20 protein-coding genes are annotated in these 19,327 nt (G+C 66.5%); 7 read left to right on the top strand and 13 right to left on the bottom strand.

Features of this window, described 5'->3' with window-relative positions:
* Positions 1–9 precede the first annotated feature (9 nt).
* The 6 genes from dctP to ACP150_RS05385 all read right to left on the bottom strand — a co-directional run bounded on the left by dctP (position 10) and on the right by ACP150_RS05385 (position 5,668).
* Positions 10–1,068, bottom strand: a complete 1,059-nt coding sequence (gene dctP, locus ACP150_RS05410) for a TRAP transporter substrate-binding protein DctP (protein ID WP_424965534.1) — start codon at positions 1,066–1,068, stop codon at positions 10–12.
* A gap of 63 nt (positions 1,069–1,131) precedes the next feature.
* Entirely contained in the window at positions 1,132–2,421 is a 1,290-nt protein-coding gene (locus tag ACP150_RS05405) for a TRAP transporter large permease (protein WP_424965533.1), read from the bottom strand.
* Position 2,422: 1 nt separating this feature from the next.
* On the bottom strand, positions 2,423–3,013 hold the full coding sequence (locus ACP150_RS05400; protein WP_424965531.1) for a TRAP transporter small permease: 591 nt from the start codon (positions 3,011–3,013) through the stop codon (positions 2,423–2,425).
* A gap of 75 nt (positions 3,014–3,088) precedes the next feature.
* Positions 3,089–3,622 carry a flavin reductase family protein gene (locus tag ACP150_RS05395; protein ID WP_424965530.1) on the bottom strand — a complete coding sequence of 178 codons (534 nt, stop codon included), beginning with the start codon at positions 3,620–3,622 and terminating at the stop codon, positions 3,089–3,091.
* A gap of 1 nt (position 3,623) precedes the next feature.
* On the bottom strand, positions 3,624–4,514 hold the full coding sequence (locus tag ACP150_RS05390) for an aldo/keto reductase (protein WP_424965528.1): 891 nt from the start codon (positions 4,512–4,514) through the stop codon (positions 3,624–3,626).
* Positions 4,514–5,668: an LLM class flavin-dependent oxidoreductase gene (locus ACP150_RS05385; RefSeq protein ID WP_424965527.1), complete on the bottom strand. Its 1,155-nt coding sequence runs from the start codon at positions 5,666–5,668 to the stop codon at positions 4,514–4,516. Before ACP150_RS05385 ends, ACP150_RS05390 begins: the two co-directional genes overlap by 1 nt.
* 90 nt (positions 5,669–5,758) lie before the next feature.
* On the opposite strand from ACP150_RS05385, the gene ACP150_RS05380 reads away from it, so the two are divergent.
* A complete protein-coding gene (locus tag ACP150_RS05380; RefSeq protein ID WP_424965526.1) occupies positions 5,759–6,499 on the top strand; it encodes a GntR family transcriptional regulator in 741 nt (246 codons plus the stop codon).
* Entirely contained in the window at positions 6,492–7,613 is a 1,122-nt protein-coding gene (locus tag ACP150_RS05375; protein WP_424965525.1) for a Gfo/Idh/MocA family protein, read from the top strand. Before ACP150_RS05380 ends, ACP150_RS05375 begins: the two co-directional genes overlap by 8 nt.
* A 51-nt stretch (positions 7,614–7,664) precedes the next feature.
* Here the strand turns inward: ACP150_RS05375 and gph are convergent, their stop codons facing one another.
* Both gph and ACP150_RS05365 read right to left on the bottom strand, forming a co-directional pair.
* Entirely contained in the window at positions 7,665–8,318 is a 654-nt protein-coding gene (gene gph, locus ACP150_RS05370; RefSeq protein WP_424965523.1) for a phosphoglycolate phosphatase, read from the bottom strand.
* A 79-nt stretch (positions 8,319–8,397) separates the two neighbouring features.
* Positions 8,398–10,338, bottom strand: coding sequence for an acyl CoA:acetate/3-ketoacid CoA transferase (locus ACP150_RS05365; RefSeq protein WP_424965522.1), 1,941 nt, complete (start codon positions 10,336–10,338; stop codon positions 8,398–8,400).
* A gap of 123 nt (positions 10,339–10,461) precedes the next feature.
* Between ACP150_RS05365 and ACP150_RS05360 the strand changes: the two genes are divergently transcribed.
* Both ACP150_RS05360 and ACP150_RS05355 read left to right on the top strand, forming a co-directional pair.
* Entirely contained in the window at positions 10,462–11,349 is an 888-nt protein-coding gene (locus ACP150_RS05360; RefSeq protein WP_424965521.1) for a lysophospholipid acyltransferase family protein, read from the top strand.
* A gap of 76 nt (positions 11,350–11,425) precedes the next feature.
* Positions 11,426–11,635: a hypothetical protein gene (locus ACP150_RS05355; protein ID WP_424965520.1), complete on the top strand. Its 210-nt coding sequence runs from the start codon at positions 11,426–11,428 to the stop codon at positions 11,633–11,635.
* Positions 11,636–11,653: 18 nt separating this feature from the next.
* Here the strand turns inward: ACP150_RS05355 and ACP150_RS05350 are convergent, their stop codons facing one another.
* From ACP150_RS05350 to ACP150_RS05335, 4 genes are read right to left on the bottom strand one after another with little or no spacing between them, the layout of a single operon-like run.
* Entirely contained in the window at positions 11,654–12,574 is a 921-nt protein-coding gene (locus ACP150_RS05350) for a hypothetical protein (protein WP_424965519.1), read from the bottom strand.
* Positions 12,575–12,618: 44 nt separating this feature from the next.
* A complete protein-coding gene (locus tag ACP150_RS05345; RefSeq protein WP_424965518.1) occupies positions 12,619–13,290 on the bottom strand; it encodes an acetyltransferase in 672 nt (223 codons plus the stop codon).
* On the bottom strand, positions 13,287–14,696 hold the full coding sequence (locus ACP150_RS05340; RefSeq protein WP_424965517.1) for a glycosyltransferase family 61 protein: 1,410 nt from the start codon (positions 14,694–14,696) through the stop codon (positions 13,287–13,289). Before ACP150_RS05340 ends, ACP150_RS05345 begins: the two co-directional genes overlap by 4 nt.
* A 2-nt stretch (positions 14,697–14,698) precedes the next feature.
* A complete protein-coding gene (locus ACP150_RS05335) occupies positions 14,699–15,838 on the bottom strand; it encodes a DegT/DnrJ/EryC1/StrS family aminotransferase (RefSeq protein ID WP_424965516.1) in 1,140 nt (379 codons plus the stop codon).
* 194 nt (positions 15,839–16,032) lie between these two features.
* Here ACP150_RS05335 and ACP150_RS05330 point away from each other — a divergent pair, with 194 nt between their 5' ends.
* Genes ACP150_RS05330 through ACP150_RS05320 form a run of 3 tightly spaced genes read left to right on the top strand, consistent with a single transcriptional unit; the run spans position 16,033 to position 18,253 of the window.
* Entirely contained in the window at positions 16,033–16,968 is a 936-nt protein-coding gene (locus ACP150_RS05330; RefSeq protein ID WP_424965515.1) for a glycosyltransferase family 2 protein, read from the top strand.
* Positions 16,968–17,615 (top strand): WbqC family protein, encoded by a 648-nt coding sequence (locus ACP150_RS05325; RefSeq protein ID WP_424965514.1) that lies wholly within the window; start codon positions 16,968–16,970, stop codon positions 17,613–17,615. Before ACP150_RS05330 ends, ACP150_RS05325 begins: the two co-directional genes overlap by 1 nt.
* The gene (locus ACP150_RS05320; RefSeq protein WP_424965513.1) at positions 17,615–18,253 is read left to right on the top strand and encodes a class I SAM-dependent methyltransferase; all 639 of its coding nucleotides are present in this window, start codon (positions 17,615–17,617) and stop codon (positions 18,251–18,253) included. Before ACP150_RS05325 ends, ACP150_RS05320 begins: the two co-directional genes overlap by 1 nt.
* Here the strand turns inward: ACP150_RS05320 and hypE are convergent, their stop codons facing one another.
* The gene (gene hypE, locus ACP150_RS05315; RefSeq protein WP_424965511.1) at positions 18,254–19,285 is read right to left on the bottom strand and encodes a hydrogenase expression/formation protein HypE; all 1,032 of its coding nucleotides are present in this window, start codon (positions 19,283–19,285) and stop codon (positions 18,254–18,256) included.
* Positions 19,286–19,327 lie beyond the last annotated feature (42 nt).

The raw sequence follows: 19,327 nt of genomic DNA, 5'->3' as shown, positions 1-19,327 counted from the left end.
CTGTTTTGCTCAGTTCAGATCTGCGGCACGGGCGGCGTTGATCTCGGCCTCGGCCTCGGCCACGGCGGCGTTCAGCGCCTCGAACACCTCTTCGCCACGGCCGACATTGGCCTTGAACCAGTCAAACACCGGAGCGGCCGCTTCCTTGAAGGCGGCCTTTTCGTCCGGGGTCGGCACGTAGAGGTCGCCGCCACCGGCCACGAATTCCTCATAGGCCGCGATGGATTTCCGCTTCGGCGAGGCGAAGGTCGCCTGCTGCAGCGCATAGAACCCGTCCACCACGACGCGGCGCATGTCTTCGGGCATCTCGAGGAAGCGCTGGTTGCTCATCCACCAGAGCGCACCCATATACGCATGTCCATCGAGGGTCACATATTGCAGGCCCGCATCGGGGAATTTCATGCCCATGATGTCGGTGATGCCGTTCTTGGACCCCTCGACCACACCGGTCTGGAACGAGGTGAAGAGCTCCGGCCACGGGATCGGGGTCGGGGAGGCGCCGAGCGCCCGGACCAGTTCCTGCGGCAGGTCGGCGACCACGGTGCGGATCTTGAGGCCTTCCATGTCGGCGGGTGCGGCCACGCGGCGCTCGGTATTGGCAAAGTTGCGCCAGCCGCCGGTATTGCCCACGGTCATCAGGCGGATCGTATCGCCACTGTCTTCGAGAGCCATCTGGCGCAGCTTGCGGGTGAAATCGCCCGCCAGCACCGCCTCGGCAACCCGGTCATCGGCCATCAGGTAAGGCAGGTCGAGCACCTGCACGTAAGGGAAGATCCCGGAGGCTCCGCCCGAGGTCGAGATGTAGATATCGATCGAGCCATCGGCCACGCCCTGCAGGCATTCCGCGCCATTCGAGCAAAGCTGCGTGCCGATAAAGAGCTCGACCGCGATGGCGCCGTTCGACGCGCTCTCGACGAAGTTCTTGAAGACCACGAGGCCGTCATAATCCTCGTCGTTTTCGTTGGAATTCGCCGTGGCGCGCAGGGTGTAGTCCTGTGCGGTCGCCGCCAGCGGGGTGGCGATCAGCATCGCACCGGCCAGCAGAGCCTTCAGGGTGTTTTTGTACATTGTGTACCTCCTCAGTTGGTCGTGTTCTTTGCGGTTGTTATATCGTGTGTCTCTCCGGCGCCGTCATTCGACAAAGCCGGTCAGGCGGGGAATGGTCATGGAAATCGCGGGGACATAGGTGATTAGGAAGATCACGAAGATCTCCACCGCGAGGAAGGGCAGGATCGCCTTGGCGATCCGTTCCACCCGCTCGCCTGAGACCGAGCTTGCCACGAAGAGGACAAGCCCCATGGGCGGCGTTGCCAGCCCCACGGTCAGGTTCACGCTCATGATGATCGCGAAATGGATCGGGTCGACGCCCAGATCGACGAAGATCGGTCCAAGGATCGGCCCCAGGATGATGATCGCCGGCCCCGCATCGAGGAACATGCCCACCACGAACAGAAGCAGGTTGATCAGCAGCAGCAGGATCAACGGGTTGTTCGACAGCGAGAGCATGAAATCGGCCATGATCTGCGGCGCGTAGCTCAGGCTCACCACGGTCTTGAACGCCATCGCCGCCCCCACCAGCAGCAGAACCACCGCCGAGGTGATCCCCGCCCGGCCCAGAATATCCGGCAGCTCCGACACCTTGAGTGTACGCAGCACGAAGAACCCGATAAAGAGCGCATAGGCCACGGCCACGGCGGCGGCCTCGGTCGGGGTGAAGACGCCTACGAGGATCCCGCCCAGAATGATCACCGGCGTCATCAGCGGGAAGAAGGCCTTGAGGCTCGCTTGGCCCCGTTCGCCCCATGTGGTCTTGGCCGAGGCGATGGGGAAGTCGTACTTGTCCGCCATCACCTTGACCATGAGCATGAGGCCCACGCCCACCAGAATCCCCGGAACGATGCCCGCCAGGAACAGCGCCGCGACGCTCTCGCCCATCACATAGGCGTAGATGATCATGATGCCGGAGGGCGGAATGATCGGCCCGATCACCGAACTGGCCGCCGTGATCGCGGCGGCAAAGCGGCGGCTATAGCCCTGCTTTTCCATCGCCGGGATCAGCATGGAGCCCAGCGCCGAGGTATCGGCCACCGCCGAGCCCGACAGCCCAGCAAAGAGCATGGAGGACAGGATATTCACATGGGCCAGACCGCCCCGGAAATGGCCCATCAGCGCCTGGGCGAACTCGACCAGTCGCATGGTGATACCGCCGCGGTTCATCAGCTCGCCCGCGAGCATGAAGAACGGGATCGCCATCAGCGGGAAACTGTCCATCCCGTTATAGACGTTGCGATAGAGCAGCGTGATGTCGCGCTCCTGCCCGTTGAGCCAGAGCAGCAGACCGGGCGCGGCCAGCAGGCCGAACACCACCGGCAGGCCGATCATCAGGAAGAGCAGGAAAAGAGGCAGGAACCAGATCAGCATCTCACTCGGCCCCCGCCATCTCTGCGCCGGGGATGGCCGGCAGTTGGTCACCGCCCCCCAACAAGGATATGACAGCGCGCAGGATCAGCTCGATATTGGCGGAAATCATCATGATGATCCCCACCAGCAAAGACGCCATCATCCAGCTGCGCGGCACCCGGAACCACTCGGTGAAGCCGAGATCCAGCGGCACATAGAGGGAGGCGGTCGCGAATTTGCCACCGAACCCGGTGACCTCGGACCAGCCGATCTGCACCGAGATCACCAGCACCAGCAGCATCACGAATAGCAAGAGCAGCGAGAGCAGCGCGCCGACCTTCTGGGGCAACATCCGCACCACCATGTCGATCGCCACGAACCCGCCGCGTCGGAACGCCGTGGGTGCCATCAGCCCGGTCATCCACAGCATGGCGAAGCGCGCGGCCTCGTCCGGCCAGGGGAGCGCATTGTTCAGAACATAGCGGAAAAACACCTGGATCAGGATCGCGACCACCATGGCGGCCACGCAGATCACCCCGATCCCGCGGCCGAGCTTGAACACGGCCTCATTCACGATCCGGAACGGTGCAAGCACCGCCAGTAATGCGCTCATGGCGCGTCCTCCTCCCATTGGCGGGCGGGGATCATTTGGCGTCCCCGTCTCCGCGTCCCCTTCAGGCCCCAGGGCCTAGTGACCGACGAAGCGGCCGAACATGCCTTCGCTGAAGACAAGCGCCTCGCCATCGCGATAGCCAGCTTCCAGTACCTCTCCGACGACGATCATATGATCGCCCGCATCATGTGTCTGCACTGTTTTGCATTCGAACCGGGCCAGGCAATCGGCCAGCAGCGGCACGTCATGGGGGCACGGATCAAGCTCCAGCCCCGCAAAGGCGTCCGCCCGCTGCGCGAAGCCGCGCGCGACCTCCATCTGGCCCTGACCAAGAATGTGGATGGCAAAGCGGTCCGCCCCGGCAAAGGCGTCAAACCGGCTGGATTTCTTCGCCGGGCACCACATCAGAAGCGGCGGGTCGATCGACACGCTGGAAAAGCTGTTGGCAGTGATCCCCATGGGCCCGTTCGGCCCCTGCACGGTCACGACAGTGACCCCGGTCGGGAAACGCCCCATGGCGTTGCGAAACTCCCGGGCGGTCTCGGGACCGGGGGTGAAGGGCGCAAGGCGGGTCATGTCGGTCATATGCGGGGCTGCTCCATCGGCCATGTCAGGGAACCTCCGCCCCATTGGCCGCCTCATAGAGGGCAAACCATGTCTCGCGGTCCATCTTCACCTTCAAGGCATCGGAGAAGGTCGCGATGCGGTCAAGCTTGTTCGTCCCCATCACGGGCACAATTCCCGCCGGATGGGCCAGAAGCCAGGCCACGGCAACCGCCGCGCGATCCACGCCCTGCGCGTTCGCCACCTGATCGAGCGCGGTGCCCGCCGCGTGGTCGCCAGTCATCAGCGATCCGCCCCCCAAGGGCGACCAGGCCATGGGCGCCACGCCACGTTCCTGCAGGAAGGCGAGATCGCCATTGGTGAAAGCGTCATTCGTGCTCAGACTGATCTCGATCTGGTTGGTGACCAGCGGGGTCTCCATCGCCGATTGCAGCAACGTCCAGTCATGGAGCTTGAAGTTCGACACGCCCACGGCGCGCACCTTGCCCGAGGCCACAAGGCCGTCCAGCGCCGCGCCGGTCTCGCGGTGATCCATCATCGGGTCGGGACGGTGGACCAGCAGCAAGTCGATCTGCTCGATATTCATCAGCCGCAGGGAATGCGCGACCGAGGCTTCGATATGCGCCCGCGATGTGTCGTAATGCTTGACGCGCGCGCTGGCATAGCGGCCCACGGGCGCGACGATATCGCACTTCGTGACGATCTCGCATTTCTCGCGCAGACTTGGGGCTGCCTTTAGCGCCGCGCCCAGCAGCTCCTCAGCCTCGTAGCCGCCATAGATATCCGCCTGATCCAGCGTGGTGATGCCCTGCGCGAGGCAGGCTTCGATCTTGGCCTGAATATGGGCAGGCGAGGTGTCGCTATCCTCGTCCAGACGCCACATGCCATAGACGATGCGGCTCATGCTGAGATCTTCGGTAAGTTGGGTGCGGTCCATCAGCGGCGCTCTCCGGCGGCAAGGGGTGTGGCAGGGGGGCTGGCGGGGACGCGCCCGTAAGCCTCCGGCATGGAACAGGTTTTCAGCTCGGGCAGGACGAGGCGGCCAAAATGCTCGGCCTCCTCCAGATGGGGGTAGCCCGAGAAGATGAAGGCGCGGATGCCCATCTTCTTGTACTCTTCGATCTCCGACAGGACCTGATCGGCGGAGCCCACAAGGGCGGCCCCGCAGCCCGAGCGCGCGCGCCCGACCCCGGTCCAGAGATGGGGCTCCACATAGCCGTATTCATCGGCGATATCGCGGTTCTTGGCCTGATGGGACACGCCCAGCGAGCCCGAATCCAGCGCCCGCTCGCGGATCGCGCGGCCATACTCGTCGTCGAGCTTCGAGGTGATGTGCTCGGCATATTCCTTGGCTTCCGCCTCGGTGTCGCGCACGATCATATGGACGCGCAGCCCGTAATCGAGGGTGCGGCCCTTCTCGGCGGCGCGGGCATGAACGGCTTCCATCCGACCCTTGATGTTCTCCTTCGGCTCCGGCCACATCAGGTAGACATCGCAATGCTCGGCGCACAGATCGAGCGCATCGGGGCTGTAGCCGCCAAAGTACAGCAGCGGCCCGCCGGTTTGATAGGGGCGCGCCGGATCCGTGGTCAGGCCCGAGAAATTGTAGACCTCCCCCTCATGATTGATCTCGTCCCGGGTCCAGGCCTGCTTGAGGATCTCCACCACCTCGCGGGAGCGCTGATAGCGATAGGGGCTCGGCTCCTTCTGGCCCGGGAAATCCGAGCTGATGATGTTCACAGTCAGACGGCCCTGAAGCATGTGATCCAGCGTCGCGATGGTCCGCGCGAGCATGATCGGCTGCATCTCGCCGCAACGCACGGCGGCCAGCAGGTTGATCTTCTCGGTGATCGGCGCGCAGCCCGCCACGAAGCTCAGCGTGTCCTGACCCACCTGATAGGAGGACGGGCAGAGGATGTTGCGAAAGCCCAGCCGCTCCGCGGTTTTCACGATCTCGCTGCAATGGGCCCAGGAGGAGCGCAGATCGCCCTCCGGCACGCCCAGATAGCGATAATCGTCCGAACACAGGGCAGCGAACCAGGAAACCTCGGCAGCGTCGAGATCGGCAGAGGTGACAGGTACGACGGTCATGGAAAGCGTCTCCGGAAGGTGCGATTTTGATTGTGCGTAGCATCCGCCTTGATATAGATCAATCCTGTATCAATTTTATTCCGGTCCCCGATGCCCGCCCTCGCCGCCCTCCCGAAACACATGCAGATCAGCGAGATTCTGATCCGCGACATCACGGCTGGGCGGCTGGCTGAGGGCGCGCGTCTGCCGCCCGAGAGGGACCTGGCGGTGCAGATGGGGACCTCCGTCGGGACCCTGCGCAAAGCCTTGGCGCATTTGACGGAACAGGGTTTGCTGCACCGGATCCAGGGGTCTGGAAACTATGTGCGGCGTGGTGGGCCTGCGGCGGGGGTTTATGCGATGTTCCGGCTGGAGCGGCTGGGCGGGGGCGGGCTGCCCCGGGCCGAGATGCTCGATCGCGGGTTTCTCGCCAAGCCGCGCGACCTGCCGGAGTTTGGCCGCAGTCCTGACGCGACTCGCTTCCGGCGGCTACGCTATCTCGATGATCGGCCTATCGCTGCCGAGGAGATTTGGCTCGATGCCGGAGCCGGGCGCCTGGACGAAGGTCCGCTCTCGGAATCGCTCTATCGCAGCTACGCAACGCGGCTCGGGCTGACGATCACCCGGGCCGAGGACCGGGTGCGGCTCGCGCCTTTCCCGGACTGGACGCCCGCAGCACTGCCCGCGCCGGGCACGCTCGCGGGCTATGTGGAACGGTTCGCCTGGGGCGGGCCAGGCATGCCGGTGGAATACTCGCGCACATGGTTCGACGGAACCAGCGCGCATTACGTGCAACGCCTGAACGAAGCGGCCCAAGGGACGGGCCCAAAGACGGAAGACATCCATGAGTGACGTTATTCGGTACGGCCTGATCGGCTGTGGGATGATGGGACAAGAGCATCTGCGCAATCTCGCGCTGCTGCCAGGGGCAGAGGCGGTGGCACTGTTCGAGCCGGATCAGGGGATGGCGGATGCCGCCCTTGCGCTGGCGCCCGGAGCGGTGCGGGCATCGAGCCTGAGCGAGATGCTGGCGATGCCAGCGCTCGATGCGCTGGTGATCGCCAGCCCCAATTTCCGTCATATGGAGCAGGTGGCCGAGATCGCCGCGACCCGTCCGCTGCCGCTGCTGGTGGAAAAGCCGCTCTATACGGATCCGGCGGACCTGCCCCGGGTCAAAGCCCTTTTCGCGCGCTACCCCGCCCCGGTCTGGGTCGCGATGGAGTATCGCTACATGCCCCCCATTGCCGCCTTCCTCGATCGGCTCGAGGAGGTGACCGGTGGTGTCCAGATGCTCTCACTCCGCGAACACCGCTTTCCCTTCCTGCAAAAGGTGGGCGATTGGAACCGGTTCAACCGCTACACCGGCGGCACCTTTGTCGAGAAATGCTGCCACTTCTTCGACCTCATGCGCTTTGCGCTCAAATCCGAGCCGAGCCGCATCATGGCCAGCGCCGCCCCGGTGCTGAACCATCAGGGCGAGACTTATGGCGGGCAATCCCCGGACATCCTCGACGCGGGCTATGTGATCTGCGAATTCGAGAGCGGTGCACGCGCCATGCTGGAGCTTTGCATGTATGCCGAAGGCGCGCGCTACCAGGAGGAGCTGAGTGCCGTTGGCCCCGCAGGCAAGATCGAAGCCCGTGTGCCCGGTCCCGGCCGGTTCTGGCCCGCCGATCTCGGCCCCGCCCCGGTGCCACAGCTTGAGTTGAGCCCGCGCAATCCCCAGCGCCCGGAAGTGCTCGAGGTCCCGGTGGATCCGGAATTGCTCGAGGCAGGCGACCATAACGGCGCGACCTTCTACCAGCACCAGAAGTTCCTGGCACTGGTGCGTGGCGAGGCCGATGCGCCGGAGGTCAGCGCCTATGATGGCTGGCGCGCAGTGGAGATGGGCCTTGCCGCCCAACGTTCCATTGCCACGGGGCTGCCCGTGACCCTGACCCCGGACGCCGCAGAGATCAGCGCCTGAGCAGAGCGCGACCGCGCGGTCCACATGTGGACCGCGCCGACCCGCCCGACCTCAACCGTTCAGGACCAGCGGCCCCACCAGCGCAGGGCGCGTCACCTGATAGGTGGGCGCGAAATCCGGGATCGGGCGGCTTTGATAGCCGCCTTCCACGAAGGCAAAATCGATCCCGGCAGCCTGCGCCGTTGCATAGTCCGTACTGCTATCCCCGACAAAGAGCACATCCTCAGGCGCCACCCCCAGGCCAGCAATCGCGTGGTGCAGGGGCGCGGGATCCGGCTTCAGCACGGGCAGGGTATCCCCTCCGACCAGCACCGGAAAAAACGGCAACAGCCCCAGATGGTCGCAAAGCACCCGCGCCGGACCCTCGGGCTTGTTGGTGCACAGCGCCAGGGCCAGCCCTGCCGCGCGCAGATCGCTCAGCATCTCCATCACGCCCGGATAGATCGTCGTCTCGTGGTCCACCCCGGTCTCGTAGAGCTCGAGGAACCGCGCCAAACCGGCCTCCTCATCCGCGATCCCACCGGTTGCGCGCAGGCTGCGCTGCACAAGGATCCGTGCCCCCGAGCCGACGAAGCTCACCGCCTCGGGCAGGCTCAGCGTCCGGCGCCCGCGCTCTTCGAGCATCCCGTTGATCGCCCGCCGCATGTCCGGCGCGCTGTCGACCAGCGTGCCATCCAGATCAAACACCACCGCCTTGTACCGCATGTTCCGCCTCTTTCTCTGGTCCTGCCGACCTCGCGCGGACCCGCCGGAAACTCAAGCGAAAAAGCATCCGCGATCCGGATCAGAGCGCCGCATTCGCTCCGGACAGAAACGCCCGCGCCTCGGCCGCGGTCTCGAACACATGGGGGCGGACCTCGCGGGCAAAGGCATCGCCCAGCTTCATGCGCATGAAGGCCGATCCCGAATAGCGCGTGACAGTCCCGTAATACCGGTCCTCGAGCCCATGGACCATGGCAACCCAGGCCTCCTGAATGTCCTCATCGATCCGCGCACCATCGTAATTCACGATCACATCGACCCGGTGGCCCAGCGGCGCGCAAAGCGCCTCGACCCCCTCGCGCACCCGCGCCACATCGGCAGCCCCGCGCACGCGCATCTTCTCGAAATTCAGGAACAGCTGCTTGCGATCCGGCGAAAGCGCCATGCGATCCCCCAGATCCAGATGCAGCAGATCCACGCGCAGCTCCATCGGCGCCTCATGGAAAATCCGCCCATCCATCTGCGCCAGATCCGGCGCGATATGGGGGTGGAAGGCCATATGGGCGAGGATATCCCGCTCCAGATCCATGCCCGGCGCGATCTCGATCAGCTCCAGCCCATCCCCGCGCAGCCGGAACACCGCCCTCTCGGTGACATAGAGCACGGGCTTGCGCGCGGCAGCGGCCAGCGGACCGGAAAAGGTCACCTGCTCCACCGCATCCACGAACTTGGCCACCCGCCCCTCCGAGCGCAGCTCCAGCCCCGCATCGCTCACGGCCATGTCGAGCCCGACGGAGGTGAACGTTCCGGCAAATACCACGGCCCGGGCGTTCTGACTGATATTGATAAAGCCCCCCGCCCCGGCCAGCTTGGGGCCAAAACGCGAGACATTCACATTGCCCGACCGATCCACCTCGGCCATGCCGAGCACGGCGATGTCGAGCCCGCCCCCATCATAGAAATCGAACTGCGCACCCTGCGGAACGATCGCATCGGTGTTGATCGCCGCCCCGAAATCGAGCCCCGAAGCCGGTTGCCCGCCGATCACGCCCGGCTCGGCGGTCAGCGTGAGATGGGGCAGAAGCCGCTCTTCCCCGGCCACGGCGGCCACCCCTTCGGGCATCCCGATCCCGAGATTGACCACCCCGTTGATCGGCAACTCGAAAGCCGCGCGCCGGGCGATGACCTTGCGCACGGTCAGGGGCATCTCAGGCGCGGCGTCGGCCTCCACCCGGAACTGCCCAGAAAAGGCGTGGCTATAGGGCGTGGCAAAGGTCTGGTGGTGGTTCTCGGGCCGGGCGACGACAACGGCATCCACCAGCGCGCCGGGGATCACCACGTCGCGCGCATTGAGCCCGCCGCGCGCCACCATCTGTTCGACCTGCACGATCACCACGCCGCCGGAATTCTTGGCCGCCATGGCCTGGGCCAGATTGTCGATGACCAGCGCCTCGCGCTCCATCGAGATGTTGCCATCCGGATCCGCCGACGTCCCCCGCAACAGGGCCACTTGGATCGGCATCGCCTTGTAAAACAGATGCTCCTCGCCGCCGATCTCCATGACCGAGACGATGTCCTCGGGCGTGGCGTCGTTGATCTTGCCCCCCTGCAGGCGCGGATCCACGAAAGTGCCCAGGCCCACGCGGGTCAGGGTGCCGGGCCGCCCCGCAGCGATGTCACGATAGAGATGGCTGATCACGCCCTGCGGCAGGTTATAGGCGGCAATCTTGCCCGCCGTGGCGAGGGCCGCGACCTTGGGGATCAGCCCCCAATGCCCGCCCACGACCCGCGACAGCAGCCCCTCCTGCCCCAGACGGTTCAGGCCCCGCGTCTTGCCATCGCCCTGCCCCGCCGCAAAGAGCAGCGTCAGGTCCCGCGGCGTCGCGGTCTCGGCAAAGCGCGTCTCGAGCGCGGCCAGCAGCTCTTCGGGCACGCCGATCCCGACGAACCCGGATGTTGTGACGGTATCCCCATCGCGAATCAGATCCGCTGCCGCCGCAGCGGAGATGCGTTTGTTCGGCATAACACCCTCTCAGCTTCCCCGCTCCACAGTGTATCGCCGATCGCGGACAAGACCAGACCCCGCTTGCCGCCGATCCGGCCCGAGCGTCACGGCCCTGTTGCAAAGCTTTGCTCAAACACCCCCATGCAGGACAGGTTGGATCCCCTGATTGCCGAACGTGCGCCCTGGTTGTTCCGGACCGGTCCGGGCACGGCCGTGGCACGGCGCGCGCTGACCGGGATGCTCGGTTACCGGCGCACCGTGGCGCTCGGCACCCGGCTCGCCCCGAAACCCGCCGCCGAGATCATGGAGACCATGGGCCGGCTGCTCGCGCGGGATGTCCGGGTCCGCGGGCTGGAGGCGCTGCCCCTGCACGGGCCCGCGCTGGTCGTGGCGAACCATCCGACCGGGATCGCCGATGGGATCATCCTGCATCATGTATTGGCGCCTATGCGGCCCGACCTGTTCTTCTTCGCCAATTCCGACATCCTGCGGGTGCTGCCGCAGATGTCCGCGCTCATCGCGCCGGTGGAATGGCGGCGCGAGAAGCGCAGCATGACCAGAACGCGCGAGACCATGGCCTATACCCGCAACGCGCTCGAGGCCGGGCGGCTCGGCGTGATCTTTCCCTCGGGGCGGTTGGCCAAGCGGCGGGGGTTGCGGCTCTTCGAGCGTCCCTGGATGGCGTCGGCGGCGATGATCGCCCGGAAATTCGACGTTCCTGTCATCCCGGTCTATATCCGCGCGCGCAACTCGGCGCTCTTCTACCTCTTTGACCGGATCCATCCGACGTTGCGGGACATCACCCTGTTTCACGAGACCCTGAACAAGGCCCGCCAGCCCTTCGAGATCACCATGGGCGAGGCGATTTCCGCCGCCGCCCTGCCCGCCCGCAGCGAGGAGGGAAGCGATATGTTGCGGGACGCGACCCTGGCTTTGTCGGACTCTGCGGCAGGCTTGTCGCTTTGGCAGGCATCCCGGCGGCCCGGGTGGGTCCGAGCGCCGCAGGCGCTCATGTCCGGGTTGAATTGACTCGCCCCAAGACGCGCGCCTCTGATAAAATCCGACCGGGGAATGGAGAAGCTTTCTCTCGGAAAGGTGCTGTCACATGCAACAAGATATCCGGCCTGCGGCCACTGACATTCTGGCCCTTGGGGATGACGATATCGGGGAGTTTCTGCGGGACCTGATCGCGCAAAAACGCCTGAGCGATCTCGTCCATGGCCTGAACGAAGAGATCCTCGAAGGCACGGCCGAGATGGCACAGGCGGCGGCCCGCGCCCTGACCCGTCTGGGATTCGTGGACGAGCTTGCCTGAGACCCGCCGGGCCCTGCGCTAGAGACCGCGCGTGGCCCAGCCGAAGCCGGTCTGGCCGAAACCATTGCCGTTGTAGAGCATCACGTGCCCCTGCCCCAGCGGCAGGACCGTGGGATAGGCCTGCATGAACCCGTCCCAATCCTCCGCGCCGGGCGGGTTGGCAAAGACCAGCGGCTCGGCTGGCCCCGCGGGCACCCCCGCAGGGTCGAGCGGCAGGGACAGGATGCGATAGGCCGCGGCACTGTCCGTGCGAAATGCACTCCGCGCGCGGTAGGAGAAAAAGAGCCGCTCGGTGCCGTCGATCCGCGCCCGCCACGGGCGTGCCAGCCCGCCGCCCTCGGGCAGGGCCGATATGCCCGGCGCGACCATCACATCGTGAGGGGTCCAGCGCAGCCCGTCCTCCGACACCGCCCGTCGCAGCCCGTAATCCGCATCCGCCGGGCCATCCGGACGCGCGGTCCAGCCCGTGGCGCTCATGTACCAGGCAGAAAAGCCCTCAGGCTCAGCCTGGATATGGGCCAGCGAGACGAAATAGGGGTCTTTCGGGCCAACCGACAGGACCGGCCCCGTGCTGTGTCGTGTGAACTCTGCGCCGTCCGGGCTCGTGGCGAGACCGATGGCCAGCCCATAGGGCACATCCCGGCGCAGATGCATCCCCATGTAATAGAGATGCACGCGCCCATCCCGCCACAGGGCCATGCTCGGCCCCTGTCCGGCGCTGTCGAAACAGCCCGGCGCCCCGAGCGGCAGGATGGGGGTGTCCGCGCGCGCCAGCACCCGCATCTCGTCCAGCGGGTCCACATCGACCCAGAGTATGCGCGCCCGGTTCTCCTGATCGCGGACGGCGTAGTAAAGCCGCCAGTGCCGGTCGTCAAAGATCAGTGGCGTGGGGTTCTGCGCATGGCTGCGCCAGCCCGCCACGCCCGGCTCGGGGGGCATCTGGATCACCCCGCGCCGCTGCCACCGATCTGCACCGGGGCCGCTCACAGCAACCTGCGCATCCGGCTGCTCTTGAAGGGTTTGGTCTCGGGGGCGGGCCCGACGACAACGCCCTCATCGGGCACGTCCTGTGAGACCAGCGCGGCATTCAGCAAGGCCGCCGCCCGCCCGATCCTGAGCCCGTGGGTCACCGCTACCTGCCCCGCCAGATGACATTCGTCCCCGATCACCGTGGAGCCCGCGACGCCCACCTGCGACGAGATGAAGACATGATCGCCGATGGTGACATGGTGGCCGATGTGATTGCCGCTCCACAGGATGCAATTGTTCCCGATCTTGGCGAAGGGCTGGATGATGTTCCGCTCGAGGATCACGCAGTTCTCGCCGATGCTGTCCCCGTAATAGTGGCAGTCCGGATGCAGAAAGCGCGCGAAATCATAGCCCCGCGCCTTGCCTTCGAGGTAACGGTCCCGGCGGATCGTGTTCATCCGCTGATAGGTGAGCGGGCCGAGCAGCTGCACCTTGTCGGGCGGAAAATGCGCCTCGAGCTGAGACCAAGGCACGAGCGGTAGCCCGTCATGGGTCTCAGCCGTGCAATAGGCGTCGTCCAGCGTATAGCCAACGATGTTCAGATCGGGTGCCTCGGCCCGGATATACACGGCCACGACCGCCGCCATGTCGCCAGCACCGAACAGAACGATATCCGTCTGCGTCATGATCCACCCTCCTCGGCGGGGCCGTCCAGCCACCCCAGTGCCGTGTCGAAATCCGCGGCCGCGATCCAGTAATTCGACTGGTCCACCCAGCGATCGGTCCGTTTCGAAAACGCTCCGGCCAGAACCCGCATTTCGACCCCGGTCTGGGCATGGGCCTCGATCTGCATGGCCAGCCGCGACATGTCCGGGTGGCTGAGATACAAAAGCCGCGTCCCCGCCGCAGCCAGAAGCAGCCCCAGAGAGCCCGACCCGTTCTGCACCACGATCCGGTCCGCGCCATGGATCGCGGCCATCTGTTCGGCGAAACTGAGCTCTTCGGGAAAACAGGTGACATAGCCGCGTGCGGTGAGCCAGCCCGCCACCTCCTCCCAGTTGTCGATGGCCCGGTGACGCTCGGGCTTGCGCGCCCAGAAGAGCCGACGGCTCTGCCCGAGACCTGCGGGCAGGGCGGGCGGCGCGGCGTCAAAGCGCGCGGCGATCTCGGCGCTGCCCGCGCGGCACAGCACCGTCAGGGCCTCGATTGTCGGGTGGATCGCGGCAATGTCGAGCCCCTGATCCGTGGTCAGCAGGTGCGGTGCGTAGAACCAGTTCTGCACCGCATAGAGCCGGTCCACATGGACCCGGTGCCCGCGCGGGATCTCGACCAGTTCGATGGCCCCGTCCCCGGCGAAAAAGCGCAGGGATTGCCGATGCTGGCGCGGCATGTGCTGGTCGATCAGGACTGGCAGGGGGCCCGCCCCGGGGGCGAGCCGATCCCCGAGCCGGGCACGGGCGGCGAGAAACTGCGGAAGTTGCTCCATCATCCAATGGCCGAAGGACACCGTGTTGATGCCCAAGAGCGACAGCGCCTCCGGGATCCGGTGCGCCCGCTCCGCCGCGTCATCCTCGAGAAACATCACCTCACCCGGTCCGCAGCGCCGGAAAATCACCGGATCGAACGCCATCTCGACCGGCAGGGCGCTGGCCTCGTCCTCCTGCGCGTCAAAGAGCAGCCGCCCCTGGTGCAGCACCATGGCGGAGCGTGCGAAAATCGTCACCTCCCGGAGCCATCCCGACCGGATCCGCCGCGCGCGGTTGCGGATCTCGGGCACCGAGGCGGGGCCATAGATCACCGGTGCCCGGTTGTGCAGATCGCCCTGCCCGTCATGGGCAATGGTGAGCCCCTCGGCGGTCTCTTCGAGTGCTGCGCCCAGACTGCCAAGCGGCAGCCGCCGCAGGGATAACCCCGTCTCGACCCGCATCAGCTCTGCGTAGCAGGACAAGGCCTGATCCTCGGGCAGATGGGCGCAAAGCTCGGTCTTGATCTGCATCGCCGCGATCAGCGAAATGGGCTTGGCCGCCTCGGGGGGCGGCGCGCGCTTGACCAGCCGCGCCCAGACCGCCTCGGGCACCGGATCGGGCCGCATCCTCACCCCGCGGACCGCGAAATCGGCGGCGATACGGGCGCCACACACGTCGCGACATCCGCGATCAGCGATGGCGCAAGATCCGGCGCCATGGGCAGACCAAAGAGGCGCAGGCCCAGATCCTCCGTCACCGGCAGCGGATCGCGCGGGCAGGCGGCGAAATGGGCCATGTTGTGCAGCCCGTGCTCGTACCAGCGCCGCCAGCCGAAACTGGCCCCGGACAGAACCGCATGCAGATGCTCGGCACTGGCGCGATCCTCGGCCTCCAGCAGGGCATAGGCCGAGCTCACCTCAGGCGACACAAAGAGCCGCCCGGGCACATCGCGCGCGTCAAAGGCCACGCGGTAGCCGCGCGACACCTCTGCATAGGCCGCCGCGCGCCGCCCATACATGTCGAGCATCGCATGGCCGACAGCAGCGTGATACTCGCTCATCTTTCCGTTGAAGCCCGACATCCGGCATTCGCGCGAGTTCAGAAATCCGAAATTCGTCGCTTGCGAGATCAGCTCCCGCCCGGGCTGGGTATCCCAGACCACGGCCCCGCCCTCGCCGGTGGAAAAGGTCTTGGTCGCGTGAAAGCTCAGGCAGATCGGCAGGGACGAGGATCGGGCGAAAGGGGTGCTCAGCACGGCCTCGAACGCCGCCGCCGCATCGACCACGACCGGCACCCCGGACTGATCCCGAAACGCCTCGAACGCGGTCAGATCCGGCAGGCGCCCGTAAGGGGCCACCACCAGCACAACACCCGCCTGCGCCAGGGCTGGATGGTCGGCCAGCGCTGCGGGGTCGAGCGCCCAGCTCTGGGGGTCGACATCGACGAAATAGGGGGTGTAGCCGCACCGCTCGGCGGCAAGGGCCGTGGCTGCAAAGGTGTAGGACGGCAGCAGGGCCAGAGGCTTCTCCGCCGTGGCGCGCCCGGCGGTTGCCATGATCGACGCCTCCAGCGCGGCCGTGCCCGAGGCGGCGGTGGTCACCACATCCCGATCCGCGCCCAGCGCCTTGGACAGCCGCGTCTCGAGCCGCTGCACCAGCTCGCCGCGATTGGCGTACCAGCGATTGCGGTCCGGCACGTCGAGATAGCCCATGATCTCCTGCGCGGTCGGCAGGAGCGGGTCGCAGACTTTGCGCAGATCCGAGGTCATGGCACTCCGTTGATCTGTCCGACGGACGGGCGCCGAAATGGGCGCGCGTGGGACGTATGACGTAACCTGCCTCGAAACCCACCGATATTGCAAACAGATCACGTGCCCCGCGCGGCTTGAGTAACCTGGGTTGGGCCGTATGATCACGCAAGGCCCGACCATTGGCGTCGGAAAACTGGGGCTGCGCGCAATCCATGAAAATCAGTGTCGTCATCTGGGTCAAGGACGAAGCCGATGTCCTCGCGCTCGCCGTGCGGCAATTGCTGCGGGGGGGCGTGTATTCGGTGAACATCATGGATGACGGTTCCACCGATGGTACCGCGCAGGTCATCGCGGATCTCTGCGCCGCCCATGACCAGGTCCACCCGATCCCCCGCACGCAGATCCTGTCCGAGGCGCTGCAGCTGGACGGGCCGGTCTTTGGTCCGGTCGTCGCGCGGGACGGGTCGGACTGGCTGATGGTCACCGATCCGGATGAATTCTGGCTGCCGCGCAGTGGCGATCTGCGCCAGACCCGCGCGCTGGAAAACCATGACGTGGTCGTGGTCGAACGGTTTAACGCGGCCTTGCCTTTGGGGCCCGTGGCGCTGGACCCGCTCAGCACGGATGCAGGGCTGCGCGATCTTCCTCTGCTGGTGGCGCGCACCCCGCTGTCGCGTCAGGCCATGGCCGAGGATCCCGACCTGCGCTGGGTCACCCACCGGATCGGACCCAAGCTGATGGTGCGCCCCGAAACCGTGCAAAGCTATGGGCTGGGCATGCATCAGGTGGCCACTGCGGATGAAAGCCTGCTGCGCCGGGCCCGGGGGCAGGATATCGTGGTGGCCCATCTGCCCTTCACCACCTATGCGCGGTTCGAGCGCAAGGTGCAGAACATCGCCCATGTCTTCGACCGGTATGACGACGCCCATAGCGGCAACATCGCCTGGCACTGGCGGCGCTGGCTCGAGATCTACCGGGCGGGCGGGCTGCGTGCGGAGTTCGACCGGCAGTTCTACACGCCCGAAGACCTCGCCGCGATGACCGAGGCCGGCAGCGTCCGAACCGCCCACGGGATCTTCGAGGACCGGCGGGCCGAGGCCCTGGCCCGGCGCGCCGCACGCGCCGCCGCCGAGGCGGGCGGGTCCTGATGCGGGTCGCGGTGATGCAGCCCTATCTCTACCCCTACCCGCTCTATTTCCACCTGATCGCGTCGGTTGACCTCTTCGTGCTCTTCGACTGCGTTCAGTTTCCCCGGCGCGGGCGGATCCACCGCGCCCCCCTGCCGGACGGGGGCTGGCTCACCCTGCCGCTGGCGCGCCAGCCGCGGGACACCCGCATCGCGGACCTCGCCTTCGCTGACGACGCCCCCACGCTCTGGGCCGAGCGCTGCGCCGCCCTGCCCTGGCTCTCGGCCGAGATGGCAGAGACGCTCGCGGCCCCGTTCGCGCAAGGCGTGACCACCTATCTGGAGGGACAGCTCCGGCGCGCCTGCACCATGCTGGGGATCGAGACGCCCTTCCTGCGCAGCTCGACCCTCGCATTGCCCGCGGATCTGCGCGGTCAGGACCGGGTGATGGCCGCGGCCAGGGCGGTGGAGGCGACCACCTATGTGAACTTGCCCGGCGGACGCGACCTCTACAGCCCCGCCGCGTTCCGGGCCCAGGGGCTTGGGTTGGCCTTTCTCGAACCCTATGCGGGCACGCGGGTCTCGCTGCTCCATGCCCTGTCGACGGAACCCCATGACGCACTACGCGCCGAACGCGCCGCGCTGCCCCCGCCCGAGGAGGCCCCCTGATGATGGATCACAGCCCCGAGTCGCTGCAGCGCTACTACGACACCCGCCTCGCGGATCATGGCGATACCGCCCAGGGCGCAGGCTGGCCGAACGAGGCCGACCGGCAGACCCGGTTCCAGGTGATGCGCGCGCTGGCCCCGGAGGGCGGGATGCAGGACCTCTGCGATCTGGCCTGCGGCACGGGCGCGTTTCTCGATCACCTGACCGCAGCCGGCCAGCCACCCCGGCGCTATCTCGGCCTCGACATCTCCGACAGCGCGATCACCGCCGCGCAGGCCAAACATAACCCCGCGCAGTTCCAGCGCTACGACATCCTGCGCGACCCCGCGCCGGGGTCCTTTGACTATGTGGTCGCCAACGGGCTCTTCACCGTCAAGGACAGCCTCAGTCATGAGGAAATGTGGGCCTTCCTGCGCGCCACCACCACCGCCATGTGGGGCATGACCCGCGTCGGCATGGCCCTCAACGTTATGTCCGCCGTCGTCGACTGGCAGCGCGACGACCTCTTCCACGTGGAAAGCGACGCGCTGTTGCGCTGGCTCTACGGGCTGGCCGGGCGGCGGGTGATCCTGCGCGCGGATTACGACCTTTATGAATACACCGCCTATGTCTATCGCGCGCCGGTTTCGGAACGCTGATCAGCAGATGCGCGGCAACTGCTCGCCCACAAGCATATCGACGATCCGCGTGCCGCCGAACAGGGTCGTCATGACCACGCGCCCCGGATGCTCGGCCACCGCGCGCCCGACGATGCAGGCCGCGCGCCCGGCCTCGGTGGCTTGCATGGCGGCCAGTGCGGCGGCCGCCTCCGCCTCGGGGACAAAGACGACCAGCGTGCCCTCATTGGCGAGATAGAGCGGATCGAGCCCGAGGATCTCGCAAGTGCCGCGCACCTCGTCGCGCATGGGGATCGCCGTCTCCTCCAACACGACGCCCACGCCCGCCGCTTCGGCGATCTCGTTGAGCGCCGAGGCCAGACCGCCCCGCGTCGCGTCCCGTGCGGCCCGCGCATGGGGCGCGGCGGCCAGAACCGCCTCCATCAACCCGTTGAGCGACTGGCAATCCGAGGAAATCTCCGAACTCAGCGCCATATCTCCGCGCGCCGCGAGGATCGTCGCGCCATGGTCGCCCAGCACGCCGTTCACGATAGCCACATCCCCGGGGCGCACATGCCCCGCCGCCAGATCCCGTCCCGGCGGGATGACCCCGATCCCCGAGGTGGTCACGAAAATCTTGTCCGCCGAGCCGCGCCCAACCACCTTGGTATCGCCGGTCACGATGCGCACCCCGGCTGCCGCCGCCTCCCGCGCCATGGAGGCAACCACCCGCTGCACCAGCGCGATCTCCACCCCCTCTTCGAGGATGAACGCCGCCGAAAGCCACAGCGGCCGCGCCCCGCCCACGGCCAGATCATTCACCGTCCCGCAGACCGCGATCTTGCCGATATCTCCGCCGGGAAACTCCACCGGGTCGACCACGAAACTGTCCGTGGTGAAGGCCAGCTGCGCGCCGGGCTCGGCCAGCGCATCGGCGGTCAAGCGGGCCTGATCCTCCATCCCGTCGGGCTCGAAGACCGAGGTGAACACCACCTCGATCAGATCCCGCATCGCCTTGCCACCGCCCCCATGGGACAGGGTCACCGCCGTGTCGCGCAAGCTCTTGGCCGTCATCGCGCCCACCTTCTCATTGTTCGTCAAATACTCCGGGGGAGC

The organism is Dinoroseobacter sp. S375 (assembly GCF_049800775.1).
Lineage (GTDB): Bacteria > Pseudomonadota > Alphaproteobacteria > Rhodobacterales > Rhodobacteraceae > Dinoroseobacter.
The sequence above is the reverse complement of the archived record's forward strand: the minus strand, read 5'-3'. Positions and strand labels throughout refer to the sequence as shown.

Coding starts and splice junctions, on each gene's coding strand:
- dctP (WP_424965534.1), bottom strand. CDS start 1,068: ATGTACAAAAACACCCTGAAGGCTCTGCTGGCCGGTGCGATGCTGATC.
- ACP150_RS05375 (WP_424965525.1), top strand. CDS start 6,492: ATGAGTGACGTTATTCGGTACGGCCTGATCGGCTGTGGGATGATGGGA.
- ACP150_RS05360 (WP_424965521.1), top strand. CDS start 10,462: ATGCAGGACAGGTTGGATCCCCTGATTGCCGAACGTGCGCCCTGGTTG.
- ACP150_RS05335 (WP_424965516.1), bottom strand. CDS start 15,838: ATGACCTCGGATCTGCGCAAAGTCTGCGACCCGCTCCTGCCGACCGCG.
- ACP150_RS05395 (WP_424965530.1), bottom strand. CDS start 3,622: ATGGCCGATGGAGCAGCCCCGCATATGACCGACATGACCCGCCTTGCG.
- ACP150_RS05390 (WP_424965528.1), bottom strand. CDS start 4,514: ATGGACCGCACCCAACTTACCGAAGATCTCAGCATGAGCCGCATCGTC.
- ACP150_RS05320 (WP_424965513.1), top strand. CDS start 17,615: ATGATGGATCACAGCCCCGAGTCGCTGCAGCGCTACTACGACACCCGC.
- ACP150_RS05325 (WP_424965514.1), top strand. CDS start 16,968: ATGCGGGTCGCGGTGATGCAGCCCTATCTCTACCCCTACCCGCTCTAT.
- ACP150_RS05350 (WP_424965519.1), bottom strand. CDS start 12,574: ATGCCCCCCGAGCCGGGCGTGGCGGGCTGGCGCAGCCATGCGCAGAAC.
- hypE (WP_424965511.1), bottom strand. CDS start 19,285: ATGACGGCCAAGAGCTTGCGCGACACGGCGGTGACCCTGTCCCATGGG.
- ACP150_RS05345 (WP_424965518.1), bottom strand. CDS start 13,290: ATGACGCAGACGGATATCGTTCTGTTCGGTGCTGGCGACATGGCGGCG.
- ACP150_RS05380 (WP_424965526.1), top strand. CDS start 5,759: ATGCCCGCCCTCGCCGCCCTCCCGAAACACATGCAGATCAGCGAGATT.
- ACP150_RS05365 (WP_424965522.1), bottom strand. CDS start 10,338: ATGCCGAACAAACGCATCTCCGCTGCGGCGGCAGCGGATCTGATTCGC.
- ACP150_RS05400 (WP_424965531.1), bottom strand. CDS start 3,013: ATGAGCGCATTACTGGCGGTGCTTGCACCGTTCCGGATCGTGAATGAG.
- ACP150_RS05355 (WP_424965520.1), top strand. CDS start 11,426: ATGCAACAAGATATCCGGCCTGCGGCCACTGACATTCTGGCCCTTGGG.
- ACP150_RS05330 (WP_424965515.1), top strand. CDS start 16,033: ATGAAAATCAGTGTCGTCATCTGGGTCAAGGACGAAGCCGATGTCCTC.
- gph (WP_424965523.1), bottom strand. CDS start 8,318: ATGCGGTACAAGGCGGTGGTGTTTGATCTGGATGGCACGCTGGTCGAC.
- ACP150_RS05385 (WP_424965527.1), bottom strand. CDS start 5,668: ATGACCGTCGTACCTGTCACCTCTGCCGATCTCGACGCTGCCGAGGTT.
- ACP150_RS05340 (WP_424965517.1), bottom strand. CDS start 14,696: ATGCGGCCCGATCCGGTGCCCGAGGCGGTCTGGGCGCGGCTGGTCAAG.
- ACP150_RS05405 (WP_424965533.1), bottom strand. CDS start 2,421: ATGCTGATCTGGTTCCTGCCTCTTTTCCTGCTCTTCCTGATGATCGGC.